The sequence below is a fragment of the Exiguobacterium sp. s131 genome (assembly GCF_018617345.1).
GTDB lineage: Bacteria > Bacillota > Bacilli > Exiguobacteriales > Exiguobacteriaceae > Exiguobacterium > Exiguobacterium profundum.
Genome location: NZ_JACSJX010000006.1, coordinates 38105 through 53485 on the forward strand (window position 1 = coordinate 38105; position 15381 = coordinate 53485).

At 48.8% G+C, this 15381-nt stretch carries 17 protein-coding genes and 1 other annotated feature; all 17 genes read right to left on the minus strand.

Translation table 11 applies throughout. From position 1 onward, the window contains the following. Positions 1–7: 7 nt before the first annotated feature. Positions 8–178 (minus strand): preprotein translocase subunit SecE, encoded by a 171-nt coding sequence (secE, locus tag KNO69_RS14660; RefSeq protein WP_012727692.1) that lies wholly within the window; start codon positions 176–178, stop codon positions 8–10. A gap of 34 nt (positions 179–212) precedes the next feature. Continuing rightward, on the minus strand, positions 213–359 hold the full coding sequence (rpmG, locus tag KNO69_RS14665; RefSeq protein ID WP_012727693.1) for a 50S ribosomal protein L33: 147 nt from the start codon (positions 357–359) through the stop codon (positions 213–215). Positions 360–487: 128 nt separating this feature from the next. Then, positions 488–1129: an RNA polymerase sporulation sigma factor SigH gene (sigH, locus tag KNO69_RS14670; protein WP_012727694.1), complete on the minus strand. Its 642-nt coding sequence runs from the start codon at positions 1127–1129 to the stop codon at positions 488–490. 209 nt (positions 1130–1338) lie between these two features. Then, positions 1339–1878 carry a YacP-like NYN domain-containing protein gene (locus KNO69_RS14675; RefSeq protein ID WP_214818920.1) on the minus strand — a complete coding sequence of 180 codons (540 nt, stop codon included), beginning with the start codon at positions 1876–1878 and terminating at the stop codon, positions 1339–1341. Next, positions 1875–2624 (minus strand): 23S rRNA (guanosine(2251)-2'-O)-methyltransferase RlmB, encoded by a 750-nt coding sequence (gene rlmB / locus KNO69_RS14680; protein WP_214818925.1) that lies wholly within the window; start codon positions 2622–2624, stop codon positions 1875–1877. The genes KNO69_RS14675 and rlmB overlap by 4 nt, the downstream gene beginning before the upstream one ends. Before the next feature lie 109 nt (positions 2625–2733). Beyond that, the gene (locus KNO69_RS14685) at positions 2734–3138 is read right to left on the minus strand and encodes a Mini-ribonuclease 3 (RefSeq protein ID WP_031421848.1); all 405 of its coding nucleotides are present in this window, start codon (positions 3136–3138) and stop codon (positions 2734–2736) included. Further along, positions 3135–4532, minus strand: coding sequence for a cysteine--tRNA ligase (cysS, locus tag KNO69_RS14690; RefSeq protein WP_214732013.1), 1398 nt, complete (start codon positions 4530–4532; stop codon positions 3135–3137). Before cysS ends, KNO69_RS14685 begins: the two co-directional genes overlap by 4 nt. Then, the gene (cysE, locus tag KNO69_RS14695; RefSeq protein WP_012727699.1) at positions 4501–5190 is read right to left on the minus strand and encodes a serine O-acetyltransferase; all 690 of its coding nucleotides are present in this window, start codon (positions 5188–5190) and stop codon (positions 4501–4503) included. The genes cysS and cysE overlap by 32 nt, the downstream gene beginning before the upstream one ends. A 51-nt stretch (positions 5191–5241) precedes the next feature. Next, positions 5242–5449 (minus strand) — a binding site (T-box leader). After that, positions 5449–6906, minus strand: a complete 1458-nt coding sequence (gltX, locus tag KNO69_RS14700; RefSeq protein WP_201302271.1) for a glutamate--tRNA ligase — start codon at positions 6904–6906, stop codon at positions 5449–5451. It overlaps the preceding feature by 1 nt. Positions 6907–6951: 45 nt before the next feature. Next, on the minus strand, positions 6952–7425 hold the full coding sequence (gene ispF, locus KNO69_RS14705) for a 2-C-methyl-D-erythritol 2,4-cyclodiphosphate synthase (RefSeq protein WP_012727701.1): 474 nt from the start codon (positions 7423–7425) through the stop codon (positions 6952–6954). Then, the gene (gene ispD / locus KNO69_RS14710; protein WP_214732010.1) at positions 7422–8102 is read right to left on the minus strand and encodes a 2-C-methyl-D-erythritol 4-phosphate cytidylyltransferase; all 681 of its coding nucleotides are present in this window, start codon (positions 8100–8102) and stop codon (positions 7422–7424) included. Before ispD ends, ispF begins: the two co-directional genes overlap by 4 nt. Positions 8103–8157: 55 nt before the next feature. Further along, entirely contained in the window at positions 8158–9222 is a 1065-nt protein-coding gene (locus KNO69_RS14715) for a PIN/TRAM domain-containing protein (protein WP_012727703.1), read from the minus strand. 114 nt (positions 9223–9336) lie between these two features. Continuing rightward, positions 9337–10713: a DNA repair protein RadA gene (radA, locus tag KNO69_RS14720; protein ID WP_012727704.1), complete on the minus strand. Its 1377-nt coding sequence runs from the start codon at positions 10711–10713 to the stop codon at positions 9337–9339. 56 nt (positions 10714–10769) lie between these two features. Next, positions 10770–13205 carry an ATP-dependent Clp protease ATP-binding subunit gene (locus KNO69_RS14725; RefSeq protein WP_214732008.1) on the minus strand — a complete coding sequence of 812 codons (2436 nt, stop codon included), beginning with the start codon at positions 13203–13205 and terminating at the stop codon, positions 10770–10772. A 24-nt stretch (positions 13206–13229) separates the two neighbouring features. Next, positions 13230–14273, minus strand: a complete 1044-nt coding sequence (locus KNO69_RS14730; protein WP_214818922.1) for a protein arginine kinase — start codon at positions 14271–14273, stop codon at positions 13230–13232. Further along, positions 14273–14707, minus strand: a complete 435-nt coding sequence (locus tag KNO69_RS14735) for a UvrB/UvrC motif-containing protein (protein WP_012727707.1) — start codon at positions 14705–14707, stop codon at positions 14273–14275. The genes KNO69_RS14730 and KNO69_RS14735 overlap by 1 nt, the downstream gene beginning before the upstream one ends. 5 nt (positions 14708–14712) lie before the next feature. After that, entirely contained in the window at positions 14713–15189 is a 477-nt protein-coding gene (locus KNO69_RS14740) for a CtsR family transcriptional regulator (protein WP_074035340.1), read from the minus strand. Positions 15190–15381: the final 192 nt, after the last annotated feature.

The following is a 15381-nucleotide window of genomic DNA, read 5'->3' on the forward strand; positions in this document are numbered from 1 at the left end:
CTCTTCCTTAGTTAATCAATAAATTGACGAGATAACTGACCCCAGTATCTACGCCGAACACGAACAGGCCAATCACGACAACAGTCGCGATGACAGTAATGGTATATTTCGTGAGTTCTTTACGAGTCGGCCAACTCGTTTTCTTCAACTCTTTCCATACGTCGCGCAAAAAGTTCATGGTAGCTTCCTCCTACATTGAATGCCAATCTACGTTACTTTGATTCCCGATGCAGCGTATGCGCGTTACAGCGGCGACAAAACTTCTTCATTTCAAGCCGTGTCGACACGCCATCTTTTTTTGTCGTCGAGTACTCTCGAGACCCGCATTCTGAGCAAGCGAGACTTACTTTCTTTGCCATTCATAAGCGCCCCTTTCGACTACTCTCTCTTAAAAAAGAGCGAAAAAAAAACGCCTCCTGTAAATGGCGTCTACGGACAAGGCGCTGCTTTTAAAGTATCACATAGGAGGCACGCGGTCAATAATCGGTTAGCTCGTGAGCATCCGGACGTCGACATGACGCTCGAATTTCTTCTTCACGCGCTGTAACGCATTATCGATCGATTTGACATGACGATCGAGGTCATCTGAAATCTCTTGATAAGAGCGCCCGTCTAAATAAAGACGCAAGACTTTCCGTTCGAGGTCACTCAAGATCTCATCCATCTTCGCTTCCATGAACGACTGTTCTTCCTGTGTCACGATTAATTCTTGTGGGTCAGTCGGATGTGGTGGCAAGATGACATCGAGCAACGTCCGGTCAGACTCTTCATCAAAAATTGGTTTATCGAGTGACACATATGAATTGAGCGGAATATGTTTTTGGCGTGTCGCCGTCTTGATTGCCGTGATCATCTGGCGGGTGATGCACATCTCGGCAAAGCTTTTGAATGACGCAAGTCGCTCGTCTTTATAATCACGCACACCTTTATAAAGGCCGATCATCCCCTCTTGGACGATGTCCTCGTGATCTGCACCAATCAAAAAGTATGAACGTGCCTTCGCCCGCACAAAATACCGGTATCGTTCAATCAAAAACTCGAGCGCGTCGCTATCCCCTTCGTTGCGCGCCAATAAGACCAACTCTTCGTCTGACATTTTTTCAAACTGTTCGTACGGCCATCCGTTCATGCTCGTTACCCCCCGGCGATTGATCCTGAACAATGTAAGGTTGTGTCCCATTATAGGGCTCCCTACTCCTATGCGTCAAACAAATTTCTAAAAATTCCGTCAATTGAATACTGTGTAACTCATATATGTAGTAGTATACAACATTCCTTTGCAAAAAAATGTCAAAATCGAAACAAAGACGAGTCCATTTCATGAACTCGTCCGTGATTTCAATCACCTTTTGATTTGCGACGTCGCATTTCTTCAAACTTTGCTTGAATATGTGGTGGAATATCAATCGTCTTCCGATTTGCTTGTTCTTTCTCTAGCGACACGCGCTGTTGCTCAATCAGTGTTTTCGCATGCTTCCAATCTTTCAACAGTTCCGTTGCCGGGACGCGCAATGCGCCTTGACCAAAGATGACCCACTGCTCCGTGAAATCGTTCGTCGCAACGAATAATGTAATGAGCCGGTCATCCACTAATTCATGGGCACGCCGCTCAATCCATTCGTCCGCTGTCTCATTTTCTTTCGTATAGACAACGTCGACCCGACTCCGCTTCTCTTTGGATTCACGACCATAGCGCATGTGGGCGTCAAACACGATGGTGACCTCTTTGCCGGACGCAGCCTGATATTCTGCCATCGCCTCAATCAACAGATTGCGTGCTTGTTCAAAATCTACGTCGCGGAGCCTTCTCAAGTGAGGCCACGCGCCGATGATATTATATCCGTCGACAAGAAGGAGCTCGCGCTTCAGGATACTCATGCCAATGGATGACGTGAGCGATGCACCTCATACAGGAGGAGCGCCGCTGCAACAGATGCATTGAGTGACGTGACATGACCGACCATCGGTAAATGAACAAGGAAGTCGCACGATTCGCGCACGAGTCGGCTCATCCCCTTGCCCTCACTTCCAATGACCACAACGAGTGGCATATTTCCATCCAATCGACGATAGTCCTGACTTTCTTTCGCGTCGGTCCCGACGACCCACAATCCTTTTTCCTTCAACTCTTCAAGTGTCCGTGTCAAGTTCGTCACACGCGCCACCGGAATATGCTCAATGGCCCCGGTCGAGGCTTTGGCAACCGTTTGAGTCAAACCGACCGAGCGACGTTTCGGAATGATGACCCCATGTGCGCCAACGGCATCGGCGGTCCGTAAAATCGAACCGAGATTGTGCGGGTCTTCGAGCTCATCTAGCAAAATGAAGAGCGGTGTCTCCTCTTTCGAAGCTGCGAGAGCGAACATGTCTTCGACTGTTTTGTATTCATAAGCCGCAACCGCCGCAACGACGCCTTGGTGATGTTCACTGCCAGCCATCTTCTCAAGTTTCGTTTTTGGGACGAATGACACTTGGACCGATGCTTCGTTCGCCATCGCGATGATTTGAGCGAGTGGTCCCTTTTGCTGACCTTCCATAATGAATACTTTATTCATATCCCGACCACTTCGCAGTGCCTCGAGTACCGGATTACGACCGTAAAGGAAGTCAATCCCTTCCTCCATCACATCGACTTCCTTATAGTCAGGGCGTTCTGCCTTTTGGCGACGCGCGCGATCTGGTCGTTCCCCACGAGGGCGGTCAAACGTTCGTTTCTCCGCTCCCCGATTTCCGTCATGTCGTTTCGGTCGACTCGGCTTCGAGTCGTTCGAACGCTTGTTTGATGAGTTCTTCAAGACGATCCCTTCTTTCTGTCAAATAGATATACCCAATCAGGGCCTCGAATGCCGTGGAATAACGATACGTGTGCACATCGACCCGCTTTGGAACCGATCCGGATTTCGCATTCTTTCCACGTCTGACGACAGCCTGTTCCTCTTCTGTCAACGCATCCGTTTCTAACCAAAATGTCACGACGCTCGCCTGCGCTCGTGCATTGACATAGCGGACCGCACCCCGGTGCAAGTCATTCGGGCGCGTCAATCCTTTCTCAAGCAGGCGTTTCCGTACAGCCATTTCGTATACCACGTCTCCCATATAAGCGAGCGCGAGGGCATTCATTTGTTTCGGTTGCATCATAACCGCTTCCACCGAACCCCTTGGGCCGTGTCTTCGAGTTGGATGTTTTGTTCTTTTAGTAAATCACGAATCTCGTCAGCCCGGGCAAAATTACGTGCCGCCCGTGCGTCGTTCCGTTCTTGAATCAATTGGTCGATTTCGGCATCCAATAGTTCTTTTTCTTCTGCCAACGTCAAGCCGAGGACACCCGTCAATTCATCAAATAGCGACAGGACCTGTTCTAGCGTCGCTTTTGCCACATGATCGGCCTTCGCATAAATGTTCGCTTCCCGTGCCAAGTCAAAGAGGACGGTCACGGCGTTGGCCGTATTGATATCATCATCCATTGACTCGATGAATGACGCCTTGATGGCTTCAAGCTTCCGTTCCATCGACTCGCTCGCCTCTCCAAGTCCGGCTGTGACCGACAAGCGATATTCAATATTCTGATAGGCTTCCTTGATTCGGCTCCAACCGTTCGCCGCTTGTTCAATCAATTCACGGCTATAGTTGATCGGATGACGATAATGGACGGACAACATGAAGAAGCGCAAGACCATCGGGTCGACTTCTTTCAACGCCTCATGGACGAGGAGGAAGTTTCCAAGCGACTTAGACATCTTCTCATTTTCAATGTTGATGAAGCCGTTATGCAACCAATAGTTGGCGAACTTCGCATGGTTGCAAGCTTCTGACTGAGCAATCTCGTTCTCGTGGTGTGGGAATTTTAAATCATGCCCGCCCGCGTGAATATCAATCGTTGTCCCGAGATGTTTTTTCGCCATCGCCGAGCATTCGATATGCCAGCCCGGACGTCCTTTGCCCCACGGACTATCCCATGATGGTTCATCCGGTTTAGCCGCTTTCCATAAGACGAAGTCGAGCGGGTCTTCTTTCTTCTCCCCGACATCGACACGTGACCCGGCCCGCAAATCTTCAATCGATTGCTGGCTCAATTTTCCGTAAGTCTCAAACTTCTTCGTCCGGAAATACACGTCTCCTTCTGATTCATAAGCGAACCCTTCCGTCTCTAATTGACGAATGAATTCGATGATTTCTACCATCGTATCGGTAACACGCGGATGCACGTCTGCCGGTTGAACGTTAAGTGCCCCTGTATCTGCTAAATATGCCTCGATATAGCGATTCGTCAGCGTCTCCGTGTCTTCTCCTAATTCATTCGCCGTACGAATGATCTTGTCATCCACGTCTGTGAAGTTCAAGACGTATTTGACCTCGTACCCACGATACGTCAAGTAGCGACGAACCGTATCGAAGGCGATCGCCGGACGGGCGTTTCCAACATGAATGTAGTTGTAAACGGTCGGACCGCATACGTACATCGATACTTTACCCGGAACAATCGGGACAAACGGTTCTTTTTTATTCGTGAGACTGTTGTACAGCTGAATCATGTGTCTTCTCCTCCATCCGCTTTTCAAGCGTTGCTAATTTTTGTTGTAGTTCATCCACTGCCGCTTCTAAGCGTTCTTGGCATTCGCGGTCCGGATCTGGGAAACGATGATCTAGATCATGTTGCTTCACACGCTTACCGTTTCGGATGACGACACGACCTGGAATTCCGACCACGGTCGAATCAGACGGCACATCGTTCAATACGACCGAGCTCGCTCCGATTTTGACGCAATCGCCGACCGTGATGTTCCCAAGTACTTTCGCCCCCGCTGAAATAAGCACGTCACTCCCGATTGTCGGGTGACGCTTCCCTTTCTCTTTCCCCGTTCCACCCAGGGTGACGCCTTGATAGATGGTGACGTCATTCCCGATAATCGCCGTCTCACCGATGACGACACCGAAACCATGATCGATGAACACGCGGTCCCCAAGGACTGCCCCCGGATGAATTTCAATCCCGGTCAACCAACGACTGAACTGGGCTAATAATTTGGCCACCAGTTTCACGTTACGTTTCCATAATCCGTGCGCGATGCGGTGTGCCCATATGGCGTGAAGGCCTGGGTAAGTCAGTGCCACTTCTACTTTCGAACGAGCGGCAGGGTCTAGTTCCAGGACAGTCCGCAAGTCTTCGCGTACACTGCTCCAAAATCCCATAATCGATATCTCCTTTTCTTATACAAAAACAAAGACGCCCCTGTGCCAAGGCACAGAGACGCCGTAAGCGCGGTTCCACTCTGTTTGGGAAAATGCGTTCCCCTCTCAAGTCTCGTTAACGCCGAGTCACGGCCTCGACTACATATCGCCGAGACGGCTCCGAGGTGCACTTCTTCGGGGGACACATCTAGAACTCCCAGCCTAGGTTCTAGTCTCTGCAACGTGTCGTACCGCTTACTTTCCTCATCGATGCCTTTATTACGCTAATAAAGTTGTCAGACGCTTCAACACACGCTCTTTTCCGATTAACGAAATGGCGTTCGGGAGTTCCGGTCCATGTGTTTGCCCTGTCGTAGCGACACGAATCGGCATGAACAAGTTCTTCCCTTTTTGACCGGTCGCTTTTTGCGTCGCTTTCGTCGCCGCTTTAATCGCTTCCGGTGTGAAGTCTTCGATTGCTTCGAGCTGCTGTTTGAACTCTGCAAGAACAGCAGGTACCGTTTCACCTGAAAGGACAGCGTTCGCTTCCTCGTCATACTCGATTTCATCTTTGAAGAACAAGTCTGTCAACGCGACGATTTCTGCTCCGTGCGTCATTTGTTCTTTATACAATGCAATCAAGTTTGTCGCCCAATCCGCTTCCTCAATAGATACCGCCTCGGGTAATCGTCCTGCTTCTTGTAAGAATGGTAAACTGAGTGCCACCACTTCGTCAAGCGTGGCCTTCTTCATGTATACACTGTTGATCCAAGAAAGTTTTTGTTGGTCAAAAACTGCCGGACTCTTCGACAAACGTTTCGCATCAAACATTTCAATGAACTCTTCTTTCGAGAAGATTTCTTCCTCCCCGACCGGTGACCAGCCAAGGAGCGAAATGAAGTTAAAGAGCGCTGCTGGCAAGTAGCCGAGATCCGCATATTGTTCGATGAACTGAATAATCGATTCGTCCCGTTTTGATAACTTCTTATGTTGGTCATTGTAGATGAGCGTCATGTGACCGAATTCAGGATAGTCCCAACCGAGTGCATCATAGACCATCATCTGCTTCGGTGTGTTCGCGATGTGATCGTCCCCACGCAACACGTGACTGATCTTCATCAAATGGTCGTCCACGACAACTGCGAAGTTGTACGTCGGAATGCCGTCCTGTTTCACGATGACCCAGTCACCGAAATCTTTCGATTCAAACGAGACGTCTCCTTTGACGACATCTGTCCATTTATACGTCACGCCTTCCGGCACACGAATCCGAATAGACGGTTTACGCCCTTCCGCTTCAAACGCTTCACGTTCTTCAACAGTGAGGTTACGGTGCGCACCCGAGTAACGTGGTGCCTCCCCACGTGCGATTTGTGCTTCACGCTCTGCTTCAAGCTCCTCCGAGGTCATGTAGCATTTATAAGCAAGGCCTTTGCTCATCAACTCATTGACGTACTTCTCATAAATCGCAAGACGCTCCATTTGATAATATGGACCGTAGTCTCCGTCACGCCCTGGACCTTCATCCCAGTCGATGCCGAGCCATTCCAAGTATTTCATCTGACTCTCGACACCGTTCAACACATTCCGTTTCTGGTCAGTGTCTTCAATCCGAAGAATCATTTTTCCGCCAGCATGGCGAGCAAATAAGTAGTTAAACAACGCAGTCCGCGCATTTCCGATATGGAGATGCCCCGTCGGACTAGGCGCATAGCGTACACGCACTTCACTCATAATAGTTCCACCTTTCTTCTCTTCTGCCCAAATAGTATACCATTTCTGTCAAGCCCGGTTGAGTAAGATGACCGCTTGCGCCGCAATCCCTTCTTCGCGTCCCGTGAAGCCCAGTTTCTCCGTCGTCGTCGCTTTCACGTTCACCTGCTCGATGTCCGCCTCAAGAAGTTCAGCGATGACCGCTCGCATCTCATCAATGTAAGGACGAAGTTTCGGACGTTGTGCCATGACCGTCGCATCTACATTTCCGAGAACGTACCCTTGGTCTTTCACGAGCTGCCAGACGTGACGAAGCAATACTTTCGAATCTGCGTCTTTAAATTCCGGATCCGTATCCGGGAAGTGCTTTCCGATATCACCTGCCGCAATTGCTCCAAGTGCCGCATCCGCAATCGTATGGAGTAACACGTCCGCATCAGAATGACCGAGCAGTCCGCGCTCATGTGGAATCTCAATCCCTCCTAAGATTAACGGACGTCCTTCTGCAAATGCGTGTACATCAAATCCTTGACCAATTCTCATTGTAATTCCTCCTTCGCTAAAATCGCGTCGCCGAATAATAAATCTTCGGGCGTCGTCATTTTAATGTTGTGATAGTCCCCAAGGACCACTTGTACCGATTCACCGAGCCACTCGAACAAACTGGCATCATCCGTGCCCATTACTTGTTGTTCGACCGCTCGTTCATGTGCCGCCAAAATCGCTTTCGCCTGAAAGGCTTGCGGCGTTTGTGCCAACCATAAGTTTTCACGGGGAACGGTGCGTTCGATGTGATGACGTTGAACTTGTTTGACTGTGTCCTTTACGGGTACCGCCAAGATGGCACCACCTTGCCGTGCCGCTTCAGCCACTTGATGCAACTGTTCACGTTTTACAAACGGACGCGCACCGTCATGAATCATCACAATCGTATCGGGTGCAACAACCTTCAGTCCTGCATGGACACTCTGTTGTCGTTCTTCCCCCCCTGCTACGTATGTAACCGGCGTCTTCATCTGTGACGTCATCGCTTCGAACCAGTCACGTTCTTCTGGCCGGATGGCTAACACCATTCGTTCGCACCACGGATCGGTATCGAACGCCTGTAACGTCCAAGCAATAATCGGTTTGTCACGGAGCGTCAGCATCAACTTATTCGCATCCGCACCCATCCGCTTCCCTCTTCCCGCAGCCGGGATGACAACTGTATAAGCTACCATGTAAATACCTCTCTTCGTGAAAAAAGAGAGCGCTCTCGCGTCTCTTTTTGATCCGTTATTCCGGACGGGCAAAAATCATACGGCCTGCAGACGTTTGTAAGACACTCGTCACAACGACAGGAAGCGTCTTCGAAATCAATTTACGTCCGCCCTCCACGACAACCATTGTCCCATCCTCAAGGTAAGCAACCCCTTGATTCTGCTCTTTTCCTTCTTTAATAACTGTCACGACCATCTCTTCACCAGGAATGACAATCTGTTTGACAGCGTTCGCCAAATCATTGATGTTCAAGACCGGTACATTTCGTACCTCACACACTTTATTTAAGTTGTAGTCATTCGTAACAACAATCCCGTTTTTCAGTTCAGCTAGTTTAATCAATTTGATGTCGACTTCCGGTACGTCTTCGAAGTCTCCATCATAGATTTCAACCTGGATGCGCTTGTTCTCTTGTAGTTCTTTCAAGATGTCCAGTCCACGACGTCCACGATTCCGCTTCAACGTATCCGAGGAGTCGGCGATGTATTGCAGTTCGCCGATGACGAACTGGGGCACAATCAATGTTCCTTCCACGAATCCAGTCGTCGCAATATCCGCGATTCGACCATCGATGATGACGCTCGTGTCTAAAATCTTATCATTAGAGCGTTGGACCGGTTCAGCCGCAGGCTTTTCCCGTTCGCTCTTCACAAATAGTTTGATCCATTCGTTACGCTTCCGATAGCCGACCGCGAAACCAAAGTAACCAAACAGGGCCGTGACAAAAATCGGAACGATTTTACTCAGTAAGAAAATATTCGTGACTTCAAGCGATACACTAATCAAAAAGGCAATCAAGAGCCCGATGATGAGACCGATCGAACCGAATAAGATATCCCCTACCGGTAAACGGACGAGCCGTTCTTCGACAAAACGAATAAATGCAACAACACCATCTGTTAAGAATAAACTAAGAATGAAGAAGATAAGTCCACCAATCAAACTTGCTACGTATGGAATCGTTAACCACTCCGGCACATTCATGCCAAGGTCTGCTAATAAAAGCGTCGCTTCGATGATTCCGAACCAACCCACGACGAGTCCAATCAAAATAAATCCGATTCGTACAGCAATCTTCACTCATTCCACCTCCTTCTATATGAAATAAAATTTCAAAAAATAACACTTTCATTGTAACATGATTTTTTCAATCACGTTCGTTACAAAGCGTTAAAAACTGCCAGTGGCGACCCGTTAGAACGGAATCGCCAACTGGAGTGCTTCGTCCACTGTTCCAACCCCGACGACTTCAATCCCTGCCGGAGCGGTCCATCCCCCCATGTTATTTTTCGGGATGATGGCCCGTGTAAAACCTAGTTTTGCCGCCTCGGCGACACGTTGCTCGATTCGGGAAACCCGTCGCACTTCCCCAGTCAATCCGACCTCACCGATGCAGACATCCGTCGGACGAGTCGGACGATCGCGGAAACTCGAGGCAATCGAGATACAAATCGCAAGGTCAATCGCCGGCTCGTCCAGTTTGACGCCACCGGCTGCTTTCAAGTACGCATCCTGAGTCTGAAGCAAGAGACCGGAACGTTTCTCGAGCACGGCCATGAGCAGCGCGACTCGGTTTTGATCGATGCCCGTTGCCATACGTCTCGGGTTCCCGAACGATGTCGGAGAGATGAGTGCTTGGAGTTCCACGAGTACCGTCCGCGTACCTTCCATCGAGGCGACGACTGTTGAACCTGATACGCCTGCAGTGCGCTCCTCCAAGAATATTTCGGACGGATTGAGCACTTCTTCGAGCCCGCTCTCTTTCATCTCGAAAATGCCAATCTCGTTCGTCGATCCAAAACGGTTTTTCACCGCCCGTAAAATACGGAACGTATGATGACGCTCCCCTTCAAAATAAAGTACCGCATCGACCATATGTTCAAGTAAGCGCGGGCCGGCAATCGACCCTTGCTTCGTCACGTGACCGACGATGAAGACGGCAATCCCTCGCGTTTTTGCAATTTTCATGAGGGCGGCCGTACATTCTCGAACTTGTGACACGCTCCCTGGCGCTGATTGAATCTCATCCATGTATACCGTTTGAATCGAGTCAATGATGACAAATCCAGGTTGCTCCTCATCAATAACCCGTTCAATCATCAACATATCCGTCTCAGCGAGCACGAACAAGTCATCCGTCGGTAAGCCGAGCCGTTCCGCACGAAGTTTCGTCTGTTTGAGAGATTCCTCCCCCGAGATGTATAACACCTTTTTACCACTATGGGCTAAGTGAGCGCTAACCTGTAACAGAATGGTCGACTTCCCGATTCCCGGGTCCCCGCCGACTAAAACGAGTGAACCTGGGACAATCCCACCGCCGAGGACACGGTCAAATTCACGACTATTCGTATGCACGCGCGTCTCTTCTTGTGAGACGACGTTCGCTAAGCGTTCCGGTTTCAATTGTCGCGATGAACTATGCACAAAGGCCGCTCCACGTTTGGCTTTCTTCTCTTCTACAAACTCTTCGACGAGCGTATTCCATTCATTACAACCCGGACAACGCCCCATCCACTTGGCTGATTCATATCCGCACGATTGGCAGACGTATTTCGTTTTAATTTTGGCCATAAATTCCCTTCCTGTCTAAAAAAAGCTCCCTCTAAACGGCGAGGGAGCTGAATGTTTTACTGAACTACACCTTCGTTACGAACGACGAACTCTCCATCTTGTACGTCGAGCGCAACTTTACTGCCTCTAGCGATTGTGCCGCCGAGCATTGCTTCTGAGAGGCGGTCCTCCACTTCCCGTTGAAGGGCCCGACGGAGAGGACGAGCCCCGTATTCCGGATCGTAGCCGACATCGGCAATTTTATCGAGTGCCGCATCCGTCAAGCTGAAATCAACACCTTGTTCGACGAGACGTTTCTTAAGTGTCTCTGCCATAAGTTTGATGATTTCTTGAATGTGCTCTTTTTGAAGTGAATGGAATACCGTGATTTCATCAATCCGGTTCAAGAACTCAGGTCGGAACGCTTTCTTCAATTCCTCGAGTACTTTGTCCTTCATTTCCGTATATTCACGTTTCACATCATCTTCCACTGTGAATCCTACATATTTGTTTCGTTGAAGCGCTGCGGCTCCGACGTTAGACGTCATGATGATGACTGTGTTTCGGAAGTCGACTGTGCGACCTTTCGAATCCGTCAAGCGACCGTCGTCTAACACTTGAAGCAAGATGTTGAATACTTCTGGGTGCGCTTTTTCGATTTCATCGAGTAGGATAACCGAGTAAGGTTTCCGACGCACTTTTTCAGTCAATTGACCGCCTTCTTCGTAACCAACATAACCAGGAGGCGAACCGACGAGACGGCTCGTCGCATGTTTTTCCATGTACTCGGACATGTCGATTCGAATGATGGCATCTTCATCGCCAAACATCGCTTCGGCAACTGCACGGGCGAGCTCTGTTTTCCCAACTCCGGTCGGTCCGAGGAAGATGAATGACCCGATTGGACGTTTCGGATCTTTCAATCCGGCCCGGGCGCGACGGATCGCACGGGAAATTGATTTCACCGCATCATCTTGACCGATGACACGGTTGTGAAGAATCGATTCGAGTTTGAGGAGACGGTCTGTCTCTTCTTCGGCAATCTTCGTGACCGGTACACCTGTCCAGTTCGCAACAACTTGAGCGATATCTTCTTTCGTCACTTCAAGTTTTTCGTTACCTTGCTTGTTCTGCCATTCTGCTTTCAACTCTTCTAACTCATCGCGTAACTTCTGTTCCGTATCGCGAAGGGAAGCTGCTTTTTCAAACTCTTGGCTTTGTACGGCAGAGTCTTTCTCTTTACGAATCGATTCGAGACGGGATTCCAACTCTTTCAAATTCGGTGGTGCCGTGAATGAGCGAAGTCGTACTTTTGATGCCGCCTCGTCGACGAGGTCGATCGCCTTATCCGGCAAGAAACGATCGGAGATGTAACGGTCTGAAAGGACGACCGCCTCGTGAATCGCTGTATCTGTAATCGTCACACGGTGGTGTGCTTCATAGCGATCGCGTAACCCGAGTAGGATTTGTTCAGCTTCTTCTGTCGTCGGTTCGTTCACTTGAATCGGTTGGAAGCGGCGCTCAAGCGCTGCATCTTTTTCGATGTACTTCCGGTATTCATCAAGTGTAGTCGCCCCGATACATTGAAGTTCACCACGAGCCAATGACGGCTTGAGGATGTTCGACGCATCGATTGCACCTTCTGCACCACCCGCACCAATCAATGTGTGTAACTCATCGATGAAGAGAATAACGTTCCCTGCCTGACGAATTTCGTCCATCACTTTTTTCAATCGATCTTCGAACTCACCACGATATTTTGTACCTGCGACGAGTGTACCCATGTCGAGTACCATGACGCGTTTGTTGCGAAGCGTTTCAGGTACCTCGTTGTTTATGATTTGCTGAGCGAGACCTTCGACGACCGCTGTTTTCCCGACCCCTGGTTCCCCAATTAGAACCGGGTTGTTCTTCGTCCGACGCGACAATACTTCGATGACACGTTGAATTTCGCCTGCACGCCCAATAACTGGATCTAAACGAGACTCGCGTGCTTGTTGTGTCAAATCGCGTGCCAATCCGTCAAGCGTTGGGGTTGCGGCGCTCGCTCCAGGTTGCGAAGCATTTGAAGAAGATTCGGTGTTTCCGAGAAGTTGCAACACTTGTTGGCGTGCTTTCGTCAAACTGATTCCAAGGTTATTGAGTACGCGTGCCGCGACCCCTTCTCCTTCACGAATCAATCCTAGAAGGATGTGTTCCGTTCCGACGTAAGAGTGTCCCAATTTTCGAGCCTCATCCATCGAGAGCTCAATGACCTTTTTCGCACGCGGTGTGTAATGAATCGTCGACCCGTTCTCCGAACCGCGACCAATCAATGATTCTACTTCTTGTTGGATTTTTTCAGAGGTCAATCCGAGGGCGAAGAGCGCTTTTGCCGCAATCCCTTCTCCTTCACGAACCAATCCTAATAAAATATGTTCTGTACCAATATTATGATGGCCAAGACGTACGGCTTCCTCTTGTGCTAAAGCTAATACGCGTTGTGCTCGTTCTGTAAATCGTCCAAACATCATTGATATAACCTCCTTATAGTTGGATCAAACTAAGCCTTGATCTAACGTTCGACGAACAAGTGTCGCTCGTTCTCGATCTCGTTCTTGCGTAGATAATGTTTTCCCGAAATGTTTTTGTAGAAAACCTGATTGTAACCGAACGATGAGTTCATGAAACTTCGGCGGACTCCAATCAGACAAAATTCCTAGGTCACTCGCTAAATGTAAATCAGATAGCCGCTCAATGGCTTCGGTAGAAGAAAGAAGTTTGGCATATCGTAAAATACCATATGACCGATAAAACCGATCCTCTAACTCTTCTTGTCGATGTGCGATGAGCTCTTCACGCGCATGACGTTCTGCTTGAATCACTTGTTCTGTCACTTCCATAAAGTCAGCTAACAGCTGTGATTCATGACTGCCCAATGTCCGCTGATTTGACAGCTGGAACAACCGTCCTGCCGCATCGCTGCCTTCTCCATAACGACCTCGAATCGTATAGCCGAGTTTTCGAAGTTCTCGCAAAATGGGGCTGATTCGACCCGTTAACGTGAGTCCCGGTAAGTGTAACATGACCGAGGCCCGGAGTCCGGTTCCGATATTGCTTGGGCATGTCGTCAAGTAGCCTAACTGTTCGTCAAAGGCGTAGGAGAGTGATTCCGCGCACAATGCGTCTACTTGATTCGCTAATTCAAACGCCTCTTTCACTTGATAACCTGGGAGTAAGGTCTGAATTCGTAAATGATCTTCTTCGTTAATCAACACACTGATGGTTTCATCTTCACTTAAAAAGACTGCACTTTCTTCGTTTGCCGCAACGGCCGGACTAATTAAGTGTTTTTCCATCAGCGCCTGTCGGGTGACCTCATCATAGTCACGCATATGAAGATATTCAAATCCTTTTAACCCACGTAACCGCCCTTCGAGACGATCACACAGTTGACGTTCTCCTTCTTTAGAAAGGACCGGCGAAAACGCAGTGTCTTTGACGTTACGTGCCAGTCGGATTCTTGTGGAGACGACCAGGTCATCCAATTTGGCACGCTCTTTCATTTTTGGACCAAGTGGATGTGTTAGGAACGTTTCCATTAGACATCACCTTGCCCTTCTAATTGCTTCATTTCTTTTTGAATACGTGCTGCTCGTTCATAATCTTCTTGTTCGACAGCGCGGGTCAACTCCCCTGCCAACTTTTCGAGTCGCTCTTCGATTCGTTCATGCGGTGTACGTAACTGGTCAGGGACCGAACCGATGTGATGATCATGTCCTTGTTGATATTGACGTGTGATTTTAATCAGTTCATCACGAAATACGGTATAACACGTAGCACATCCTGCTTTTCGTACACGTAATAAATCTTGGCGCGTCATCTGACAGGTTGGGCAACGCTTTACGACCGGGACATAGCCCGTCATAAGTTCTACCGTACATTGTCGACATAGCCGTTTTTTTACGGGCACGTCCTGTTCCATGACAACGACTTCATTGACAGCCGGTCGTTGTTTACAACGTTCGCATAGCATACGACTTACCCTCCATTACGATAACGAAGTACTTTCATCAGCGCGAGTAGTTGTTGACGTCGAATATAGGAGCGATCGTCAACTTGTAAGTTCAATGCTTCATCTGATAAGAGATGATAAATCAACTGCGCCTCTTGTTCGTGCATCATCTGTTCTTCAACCAATCGAATCAGCACATTTTCAACGAGCTGTTCGTTCAAACGTGGATGTTCATGAATGATATCCATCAAACTAGAGAGAACATCTTGCTTTTCGTGTAAAATAACGCGTCGAATACGAATATATCCGCCACCGCCACGTTTACTTTCTACTAAATATCCTTTTTCGACGGTAAAACGTGTGTTGATGACGTAATTGATTTGGGATGGGACACATTCGAATCGTTGTGCGATATCTTGACGTTTGATTTCAATTGCGTTTGCCTGACTTTCCTTCAAGACTTGCTTCAAATACTGTTCAATGACATCCGAAATATTTCTCATCTCCACCACCCTCTGACCATCTTTGACTTTTGACTATATTTTATCATTGATTTAAAAAAAGGCAAACGAAAAGCGATGCCTCTATGTCGAGAGCATCGCTAAAACAAAAAAACGACCGAGCGTATGCTCGGTCGTCCTGCGTTGTTGCCTGGCAACGTCCTATCCTCACAGGGGGAGATCCCCCAACTACTT

Coding starts and splice junctions, on each gene's coding strand:
- ispF (WP_012727701.1), bottom strand. CDS start 7,425: ATGAGAATTGGTCAAGGATTTGATGTACACGCATTTGCAGAAGGACGT.
- KNO69_RS14725 (WP_214732008.1), bottom strand. CDS start 13,205: ATGATGTTTGGACGATTTACAGAACGAGCACAACGCGTATTAGCTTTA.
- secE (WP_012727692.1), bottom strand. CDS start 178: ATGAACTTTTTGCGCGACGTATGGAAAGAGTTGAAGAAAACGAGTTGG.
- ispD (WP_214732010.1), bottom strand. CDS start 8,102: ATGGTAGCTTATACAGTTGTCATCCCGGCTGCGGGAAGAGGGAAGCGG.
- rlmB (WP_214818925.1), bottom strand. CDS start 2,624: ATGGAGGAAGGGATTGACTTCCTTTACGGTCGTAATCCGGTACTCGAG.
- KNO69_RS14685 (WP_031421848.1), bottom strand. CDS start 3,138: ATGATGCAACCGAAACAAATGAATGCCCTCGCGCTCGCTTATATGGGA.
- radA (WP_012727704.1), bottom strand. CDS start 10,713: ATGGCCAAAATTAAAACGAAATACGTCTGCCAATCGTGCGGATATGAA.
- rpmG (WP_012727693.1), bottom strand. CDS start 359: ATGGCAAAGAAAGTAAGTCTCGCTTGCTCAGAATGCGGGTCTCGAGAG.
- sigH (WP_012727694.1), bottom strand. CDS start 1,129: ATGAACGGATGGCCGTACGAACAGTTTGAAAAAATGTCAGACGAAGAG.
- KNO69_RS14675 (WP_214818920.1), bottom strand. CDS start 1,878: ATGAGTATCCTGAAGCGCGAGCTCCTTCTTGTCGACGGATATAATATC.
- cysE (WP_012727699.1), bottom strand. CDS start 5,190: ATGGGATTTTGGAGCAGTGTACGCGAAGACTTGCGGACTGTCCTGGAA.
- KNO69_RS14740 (WP_074035340.1), bottom strand. CDS start 15,189: ATGAGAAATATTTCGGATGTCATTGAACAGTATTTGAAGCAAGTCTTG.
- KNO69_RS14730 (WP_214818922.1), bottom strand. CDS start 14,273: ATGGAAACGTTCCTAACACATCCACTTGGTCCAAAAATGAAAGAGCGT.
- KNO69_RS14735 (WP_012727707.1), bottom strand. CDS start 14,707: ATGCTATGCGAACGTTGTAAACAACGACCGGCTGTCAATGAAGTCGTT.
- cysS (WP_214732013.1), bottom strand. CDS start 4,532: ATGATTCAGCTGTACAACAGTCTCACGAATAAAAAAGAACCGTTTGTC.